The organism is Acidisphaera sp. S103, from assembly GCF_009765975.1.
In the GTDB taxonomy this organism is placed as follows: Bacteria; Pseudomonadota; Alphaproteobacteria; order Acetobacterales; family Acetobacteraceae; genus Rhodopila.
The window spans coordinates 99,425-107,931 of sequence record NZ_LMUJ01000111.1; the positions used below are offsets into that span (position 1 = coordinate 99,425).

Here is an 8,507-nt window from a genome sequence, read left to right on the forward strand (position 1 = left end):
GATTCAGCCCCGGATGCGTTTCATCACGCGTTCCAGGGTCAAGGCTGGCACGAACGACGTGATGTCGCCGCCCAGCATGGCGACTTCCTTGACCAGGCGGGAGGCGATGAACTGGTGCGTCTCGCTGGCCATCAGGAACACCGTCTCAACGTCCGGCGCCATGCGGTAGTTCATCCCGGCCATCTGGAATTCGTAGTCGAAATCCGAGACCGCGCGCAGCCCGCGCACGATCATCGAGGCACCGACCTTGCGGGCGAAATCGATCAGCAAGGTATCGAACGGGACCACCTCGATGACCATGCCGTTGCGTGTGGCGATGGCCGCGATTTCCGCCCGCACCAGTTCGACGCGTTCCTCGATCGAGAACAGCGGGCCCTTGCCCGTGTTGATCGCCACGCCGACCACCAGCTTGTCCAGCAGCCGAGCCGCTCGGGCGATTACGTCGAGGTGGCCGTTGGTGATTGGGTCGAACGTCCCGGGGTAGAGGCCTATCCGGCGTGGAATATCCTTGTCAGCCATCGCTTCCTTCCTGGGGGGGCGGCGTGTCGTTCTGGGGCGCCTGGTCATCCGGCGCATCCCCGTCTGGACCGGTGGTGCCGTTATCGTCGGCTTCGTCTTCCAGCACGGTGAAGACGCTGGTCACATGTTCGCCCTTGTCGACGCGGAACAGAGTGACGCCCATCGCCTGGCGGCCGGTGGTGCGAACCTGGTCGACCGGCACGCGGATCAGGCGGCCGGCATCGGTCACCATCATCATGTCGTCGCCCTGGCGGACCGGGAAGGTGGCCACCACGGTCTTGCCGTTGCGTGGCGCCAGGGTGATGTTGCCGATGCCCTGGCCGCCGCGTCCGGTCACCCGGTATTCGTAGGCGGAGGTACGCTTGCCGAAGCCCATGTCGGTGACCGTCAGCAGCATTTCCTCGGCTTCTTCCAGTTCGGCGAAGCGGTCGGGCGACAGGGTGACCTCGGGGACGTATTCGTCGGCATCGGTTTCGGGCGGCGCCTCGGGTTCGGCGTCGCCGTTGCCGCGCCGTTTGGCGTTGGCCAGTTTCAGGTAGGCGATGCGCTCCTCGGGGCTGGCCGGGACGTGGCGCAGCACCGACAGGCTGATGACCTCATCGCTGTTCAGCAGCTTGATGCCGCGCACGCCGGAACTATCACGTCCCGCGAACACCCGCACCTGCTCATCCGACAGCACGAAGCGGATGCAGCGGCCCTTGCGGGTCGCCAGCAGCACATCATCGCCCTCGCGGCAGGTGGCGACACCGATCAGGTGATCGCCCTCGTCCAGCTTCATGGCGATCAGGCCGGCGGCGCGGACGTTGCGGAAATCCGACAGCCGGTTGCGGCGGACGTTGCCCGAGGCGGTGGCAAACACCAAATGCAGGCTGTCCCACAGGGTTTCGTCCTGCGGCAGCGGCAGCACCGTGGTGATGGTGTCCGACCCCAGTTCGGGCAGCAGGTTCACCAGTGCTCGGCCTTTTGCAGTGGGGCCGGCTTCGGGCAGTTTCCAGACCTTTACCCGGAACGCCTTGCCGCCGGAGGAGAAGAACAGCACCCATTGATGCGTGTGGCCGTTGAAGCTGCGGGTGACGATGTCGTCGCCGCGCGTTCCGGCGCCCGACCGGCCGCGGCCGCCGCGATTCTGGGCGCGGAAGGTCTCCAGCGTAGTGCGCTTGATGAAGCCGTCGCGAGTGATGGTGACGACCATCTGGCCGGGCTCGATCAGGCTTTCGTCGTCCTGGTCGGCCAGGGCGTCGGCGATCTCGGTCATCCGCGGGGAGGCGACTTCCTTGCGGGCGGCGGTCAGTTCCTCGGTCATCACCTCCATGCGGCGGATGCGGGAGTCGAGGATTTCCAGCAGTTCGCGGATTTTCTCGGCGACCTCGGTCATCTCGGCCTGGATTTTCTCGCGTTCCAGGCCGGTCAGGCGCTGCAGCCGCAGGTCCAGGATGCCGCGGGCCTGTTCCTCGGTCAGCCGGACGGTGCCGTCGGGGGCGATGACGTTGCCGGGTTCGTCGATCAGGGCGAGAAGCGCGCCGATGTCCTCGGCCGGCCAGTCGCGGCCCATCAGGGCGACACGTGCGGCGGCGGCGTCGGGGCTGGCGCGGATCAGGCGGATGACTTCGTCGATGTTGGCCACGGCGATAGCCAGGCCGACCAGGTTGTGGGCGCGGTCGCGGGCCTTGCCGAGTTCGAAACGGGCACGGCGGAGGATGACCTCCTCACGGAACCGGATGAAGCACATCAGGGCTTCGCGGAGGCCCATCTGCTTCGGCTGCCCGTCATCCAGGGCCAGGCAGTTGATGCCGAAACTCGTCTGCAACTGGGTGAAGCGGAATAGTTGGTTCAGCACCACTTCCGGCGTGGCGTCGCGCTTCAGTTCCATGACGATGCGCATGCCGGAGCGGTCGCTTTCGTCGCGCATCTCACCGATGCCCTCGATCACCTTGCCGCGGACCAGTTCGGCGATTTTCTCGATCAGGGTCTTCTTGTTCACCTGATAGGGGATTTCGGTGACGATGATCGCCTGGCGGTCCTTGCGGATCTCCTCAAATTCGGTCTTCGCGCGGATGGTGATGCTTTCGCGGCCGGTCTCGAACGCCTGGCGGATGCCGGAGCGGCCGATGATGATGCCGCCGGTGGGGAAATCCGGACCGGGGACGATCTTCATCAGGTCGTCCAGCGAGATATCGGGATCGGCGATCAGTGCCAGGGTGGCGTCGATGATCTCGCCGGGGTTGTGCGGCGGGATGTTGGTCGCCATGCCGACGGCGATGCCGTTGGCGCCGTTGATCAGCAGGTTGGGGAACTTGGCGGGCAGAACGAGGGGTTCACGTTCCGACTCGTCGTAGTTCGGCTGGAAGTTGACGGTGTCCTTGTCGATGTCTTCCAGCAGCAGCGCCGCTGCCTTGGCCAGCCGCACCTCGGTGTATCGCATCGCGGCGGGGTTATCGCCGTCGACCGATCCGAAATTGCCTTGGCCGTCGATCAGTGGCAGCCGCATGGAGAAGCTCTGCGCCATGCGGACCATGGCGTCGTAGATAGAGGCGTCGCCGTGCGGGTGGTATTTACCCATGACGTCGCCGACCACGCGGGCCGATTTGCGGTAGGCCTTGTCCGGCGTGTAGCCGGCTTCATGCATGCCGTACAGGATGCGGCGATGCACCGGCTTCAGCCCATCCCGGGCGTCCGGCAGCGCGCGCGACACGATCACGCTCATGGCGTAATCGAGGTAGGAGCGGCGCATCTCCTCTTCCAAGGTTACCGGCTGCATGTCACCGTATGGGCCGGTCGGCCCTAGAGGCTGGTCAGGTGTGTCGCTCAAATCTCGCTCAATCGGTTGCTCGCGCCCGCTCGGCCTCGGATGGATTCAAACAGGCTCGGGTCGGACGCGCATTCGAAGGCGTTTGATAGGCTGATTCGACCCCCATGGCGAGAGGCCAGTTTGCGGGGCGGCGATCCGATGGCCGTGGGGCCGAACCGGGTGGGGCGGTCAACGCCGATGTGGGCGATTCGGTTGCCGGTCAGCCGCCGGGCATCGCCGCTGTTGGCGGCGATCGGGCAGAAGGCCGGGGTTGTCACGCGGCGAGGCGTTGCTTTCGATCTTCATTCGGTGGGGACGAAAATTGATGGATTCTCACTGTGCGATGTCCGCGCCGCCGGTTCGACGTCCAAATCCGGCAAAAGAGGCTGTAGCGTGTCCATGACGTGAGATCGGGGTCTTCGTTTCGTTTCCAAATATATTTTCCCGACATATTCGCCAATGACGCCGACGCATAGCAGTTGCACGCCGCAGACCAGGTAAATGGGAATAACGGTCGAAGCCCAGCCGGGAATGGTCGCTTTCATCACCAATGCCGCGAAAAGCGCCCAGACGGTGCAGATAAAAGCGAGTAATGATATGGCAAAGCCCAAGATCGTTACCAAACGCAAGGGTTTGGTGGAAAAGGATGTTATCCCTTCCAGCGCCAGTGCCAGCATTTTGCCGATTGGATATTTGGAGGTCCCGGCCCAACGCTCCGCCCGTTCGTATGTGACGGTGCTGGTTTTGAAGCCAAGGAGCGGGATCAGCGCCCGAAGAAACAGGTTCGATTCCTCGTACTGCCGCAGCGCTTCGACTGCGCGCCGCGTCATCAACCGAAAGTCGGCATGATCGAAAATGATTTCGACGCTTAGCAACCGCAGCAGGTGATAATAGAAATGCGCCGTCAGTCGCTTTGCCATCGTATCGGTGGTGCGCGCGCTGCGCACGCCATACACAATGTCGGCGCCGGCGGCAGCGGTGCGCAACATCTCCTTGATGGCGTTCAAATCATCCTGCAGATCCGCATCGACGGAGATCATGATATCGCCTCGCGCGGCGAGCAGTCCGGTCATGAGCGCGATCTGGTGTCCGCGGTTGCGTGACAGCCTGATGCCGCCGAATTTGCCGGAGGATTCCCGTAATGCCCGTATAATGGCCCAGGTCCGATCCTTGGAGCCGTCATCCACGAAACAGACATGGCTATCGGCCGCTATATGATTGTCATCGATCAGTTCGGCGAGGAGCCCATCGAGCCGCCTCGCCGTCTCCGGCAATACCTCTTCCTCGTTGTAGCAAGGAACAACGATCGTCAGTGTCGGGCAGGAATTTGCCATTCCGACTTCTCCGTCAGGACCGATCGCCAATCGCGCATGCATCGCACCTAATGAGACTTCGTTGCGACTATGGAGTATTGCGCTCCGATTGCCACGCGCGAAAGGTGGCGTTCGAGTCCGCGCAGTGCCGCCAGGGCGCGCGGAAAGAACAGGTGGTAGCGTACGCTGGGCCGTTGCCATCCGGCCTGCTGGTAGGTTTTGACGAAGTTCGAGGCGCGGATCAGTTTTGCGTTCACGTCGAACGGGCAGGTGTTTACCGCATGGACCGTCAGGGGATTGAGGGGATTATGTTCGAATATTGCAACGATACCGCCCGGTCGCGTGACGCGGCGGAGTTCCTTCAGCCAGTGAACGTGTTCCGCATGCGGAATGTGATGAAACACGCAGGCTGAGAATGCCACGTCAAACGATTCGTCGTGGAAGGGAAGCTGTGCGCCCTCGATGCGGACATTCTGCCCAAGACCGGGGAAGCGGCTGTTGGCAATGTCGAGACTTCTCTGCGACACGTCCGCACAGGTCAGCTTCGCCGCGGGAAAGAAGCGGTTGAAATGCGGTATCGAATTTCCGATGCCGGAACCGAAGTCGAGGATATGGGCCGCGTCGATATTTTTTTGTCCGGTAAATTGCCTCACCAAATTGATTTTGTATTCGGCAAAATATTCCGGCGCCTCACCCGTAATCGCGATATTCGAACGATGCTGCTCCTGATACTCTTCGGCGACCGTATCAAATTCAGCGACGTCCATCCCAATTCCTACCTAAACCTGACATCTGTTCCAGAATGTAAATTTTATTGCGCTTGTGTATGTGTTTTGTCAAGGGTTTTGGGGTGGCGATGCCGTGATAGGATGGGCTAGTCACCGTCTGTCAGCAGCACCGCTTTGCCGGCGACGCGCCGATCGCGCAACAGTTCGGCGACTTGCAGGATATCCCGCCAGTTCTGCTCCACACCGATTTGCGGTTTCAGGGCGCCGTCAGCGATCAGCGATACCAGCAATGCCAGGTCCGGGGCGAAACGGTCCTCGGCTTCCGAGGTGAAATAGCTGAAGCTCTGGATGCGGGCGTTCGGCGCACCGCGGAAATTGGCGAAGGTGATGGCCGTTGGTTCGGTGGAGGAGTTGCCGTACACCACGATGGTTCCCCGCGGCTCGACAAGCTGGATCGCTTTCGCCAGGGACGCGCCGCCGGCGGATTCCAGGATCAGGGCGAACCGGCCTTGGGCGTTGTCGATGCCCTGTACCACCTCGGCCGCACCGAGCGCCAGCAGGCCGGTCGCGCGTTCGGGCCGGCCGATGACGGCGGTGACCTGGGCGCCGGATCGCGTGGCTATCTGGATCGCGAGGGTACCGACGCCGCCGGCGGCGCCGGTGATCAGCACGCGGCGGCCGACCAGGGGGCCGCCATGGCGCAGGGTGCGCAGGGCGGTCAGCCCGGCGACCGGCAAGGTCGCGGCCTGCGCGAAGCTTACGGTGTCCGGCAGCACTGCCATGCGGTGGCTTGGCACCGCGGCACGGCGGGCCCAGCCGAAATCATCCACCAGGGCCACGACACGGGCGCCGGCGGGCGGCCCTTTGCCGTTGGCGGCCTGGCGCAGCACGATGCCGGCGATGTCCTGGCCCGGCACCCAGCCCTCCTTGTTCCTGGCGAACGAGGCCAGTTCGCCGCGGTTGAACGAGAAGGCGTGGACTTCGACCAGGGCGTGGTCCGAGGCGGGGACCGGTTCGGCGATGTCACGCAGCGCGACCGGGGCCGGTTGGTTGGGTGTGTTCACCAGGGCAAGCATCGATTGATCCTCCGAAGTGAGCCGGTAGGGACGTTCGCGTCCCGAACGTCGGGCCGCTGGCAGTGCCGTCATGGATCGTCTTCCGAACGGTGGATTTTGCCACCGGCCCGGCCGTCGCACAACGGCGGGGCTGGACGGAGCCACTGCGGCCAAGAAATGAAACTGGCATCCGGACCGTGTTCCCCCGAACTGCTCAGATGCGAAGCGCCGACACGGCGTCGGCCAGGTCCTGATGCGCCTTGGCCAGCGCGGTTTCGGCGAGGGCGATGGATTTGCGCAGGGCCTCGATGGTCGTTTCGTTATCATCCAGGGCTCGGATCAGCCGGGATCGCAGCGCGTCGGTCGCGGTGACGACGCCGAGGTTCTTGCGGATCCGGTCTTCGTCCGCCAGCACGTCGTCCAGGCGCTTGCGCTGTCGGTCCAGGTCGGCCGACTTCCGGGCTGCCTGCTGGCGAAGGTCCAGGATGTGGCGCAGTTCGGTTCGGCCGGACGGGTTGAGGTTCTGCGTACCCACAATCGATTGCAGGATGCTGTCGTCGTCGTCGTCGGTCAGCAGGGTGACGGTCTGGCGAACCGGGTGATCAAGCCGGGCAACGATCGTGTGGGTTTCGCCGGGCGCCAGGGACAATGCGATGCGGAAGGCGGTCGCGGTCTGTTCGGCGATCGGGGTTTTTCCGTCATCCACAGTGAGCGTCTGGTCGGTGGCGGATTTGGGAATTTCCAGCATCACGTCGCGTGATTCGTGCGCCGGTGCGGTCGTGGCGATGTGGATGATCCGGCGGTCGTGGACGGTATAGGTCAGGATGCCGCCGGCGACGCTGAAGGCGGTTATGATGTCGGGCTGGGGCGATGCTGTTGTTTCGACTGTCGTGCGCAGATCGCGGGCGAACGACAGCAGCCGCGTTTCGCCCGGCGGCAGGCCGCCCAGACGGGCGTCTCCGGCGAAACCGACCGAACCGGCGCCGTTGTCGTACAAGGTCAGCACACCGGCGGGCAGGCTTTGATCGCCGTTGTTGGTGATCCGCACCGCGGCCAGCGGGTGGGGTTGCAGGAAGGGCACCAGGGCGATGCGGGCGGCCGGGATCTCGCGGTCGAGGATCGGCACGTTGGCGGAGTGGCCGGCGGCCAGATCGATGGGCTGGGCCAGGGTGAACGTCGTTTCTTCCGGTGTTTCCGCGGCCAGCGCGGCTTCGGCCGGGGGCGCCATGGGTTCGGCCTTGGCCATGGGCTCCATCCCGGCCATTCCGGCCTGGGGTGGTGCGGCGGCCGGGGCGGGGGCGGCCATGGAGAATTGCATGGACCGCGCCCGTGTATCGATATCGGGCAGGACGTGACCCAGGATTTCGACCGGGACCTCTGGCCGTTGCACGAAATAGCTGCGGTACAATGCCTGGCGGAAGGTGACCGGGTTGCCATACTGCAAGGTCAGCGCCACGTGCTTCCAATCGCTGCCGGACTGATTTTCCAGCGTGGCCCAGCCTTGCAGGCGTGCGGTCGTCGCGGTGCCCTCGGGCAGCAGCAGGCGGTAGGTGGGCTTCCACAACGGCGCGCCGGCGACGTAACCGACGGCGACCGTGCGTTTGCCCTGGCCCTTGAGGCGGATCGTCAGGTGGCGCGATGCCTGGCTGGACTGGTTGCGCAGGGAGGCCAATGCACGCTCGATCCTGGATCGCAATGCGGGGTCGGTGACCTGAACGGTGTCGGTATCTTCCAGCACGAACTGTTCCAGGCCGTCGGTGCCCAGCAGGGTAACGCGGGTCCGCTGCGTTGCGGCCTTGCCGATTGTCTCGGTCACCGGTTCGGCGCGCACGATCAGCCCGGTCATCGGCCTTGGACCTTGGACGGTGACCTCGGTCCCACGCAGGGCGTTCAGATAGGCGGTTGGGGAGTCCAAGGCCTCCGGGCCGAAGGGGGCGTCGCTGAAGGCTGGGACCGTGTTGTCGTGTCCGGGCAGTTCGACGTTCGCGACACTGCCCGCGGAATCGAAAACGACGAGGGACATCAGGATGTCGTCGACCTGGCCGACAGGGACATCCAGATCAAGGGTTTGGTCGCCGTCGACATCGGCGGTGTATTCGAAATA

6 protein-coding genes are annotated in these 8,507 nt (G+C 64.1%); all 6 read right to left on the minus strand.

What is annotated here, in order from left to right:
* Nucleotides 1-3: 3 nt before the first annotated feature.
* The gene (coaD, locus tag GSQ89_RS36525; protein WP_158933033.1) at nt 4-519 is read right to left on the minus strand and encodes a pantetheine-phosphate adenylyltransferase; all 516 of its coding nucleotides are present in this window, start codon (nt 517-519) and stop codon (nt 4-6) included.
* Nucleotides 512-3,277 (minus strand): DNA gyrase subunit A, encoded by a 2,766-nt coding sequence (gyrA, locus tag GSQ89_RS36530; RefSeq protein ID WP_174254982.1) that lies wholly within the window; start codon nt 3,275-3,277, stop codon nt 512-514. The genes coaD and gyrA overlap by 8 nt, the downstream gene beginning before the upstream one ends.
* A 332-nt stretch (nt 3,278-3,609) precedes the next feature.
* Nucleotides 3,610-4,683, minus strand: coding sequence for a glycosyltransferase family 2 protein (locus GSQ89_RS36535; RefSeq protein WP_371734338.1), 1,074 nt, complete (start codon nt 4,681-4,683; stop codon nt 3,610-3,612).
* 5 nt (nt 4,684-4,688) lie between these two features.
* Nucleotides 4,689-5,387: a class I SAM-dependent methyltransferase gene (locus GSQ89_RS36540; protein WP_158933035.1), complete on the minus strand. Its 699-nt coding sequence runs from the start codon at nt 5,385-5,387 to the stop codon at nt 4,689-4,691.
* Between the two features lie 107 nt (nt 5,388-5,494).
* On the minus strand, nt 5,495-6,424 hold the full coding sequence (locus tag GSQ89_RS36545) for a zinc-binding dehydrogenase (RefSeq protein WP_158933036.1): 930 nt from the start codon (nt 6,422-6,424) through the stop codon (nt 5,495-5,497).
* Nucleotides 6,425-6,617: 193 nt separating this feature from the next.
* Nucleotides 6,618-8,507 (minus strand): DUF4139 domain-containing protein (locus tag GSQ89_RS36550; RefSeq protein ID WP_158933037.1); only part of this gene is annotated, 1,890 nt, incomplete at its 5' end.

Excerpts from the sequence above, each read along its gene's own strand:
- GSQ89_RS36540 (WP_158933035.1), bottom strand. The coding sequence starts at position 5,387 with ATGGACGTCGCTGAATTTGATACGGTCGCCGAAGAGTATCAGGAGCAG.
- gyrA (WP_174254982.1), bottom strand. The coding sequence starts at position 3,277 with ATGCAGCCGGTAACCTTGGAAGAGGAGATGCGCCGCTCCTACCTCGAT.
- GSQ89_RS36545 (WP_158933036.1), bottom strand. The coding sequence starts at position 6,424 with ATGCTTGCCCTGGTGAACACACCCAACCAACCGGCCCCGGTCGCGCTG.
- GSQ89_RS36535 (WP_371734338.1), bottom strand. The coding sequence starts at position 4,683 with ATGCATGCGCGATTGGCGATCGGTCCTGACGGAGAAGTCGGAATGGCA.
- coaD (WP_158933033.1), bottom strand. The coding sequence starts at position 519 with ATGGCTGACAAGGATATTCCACGCCGGATAGGCCTCTACCCCGGGACG.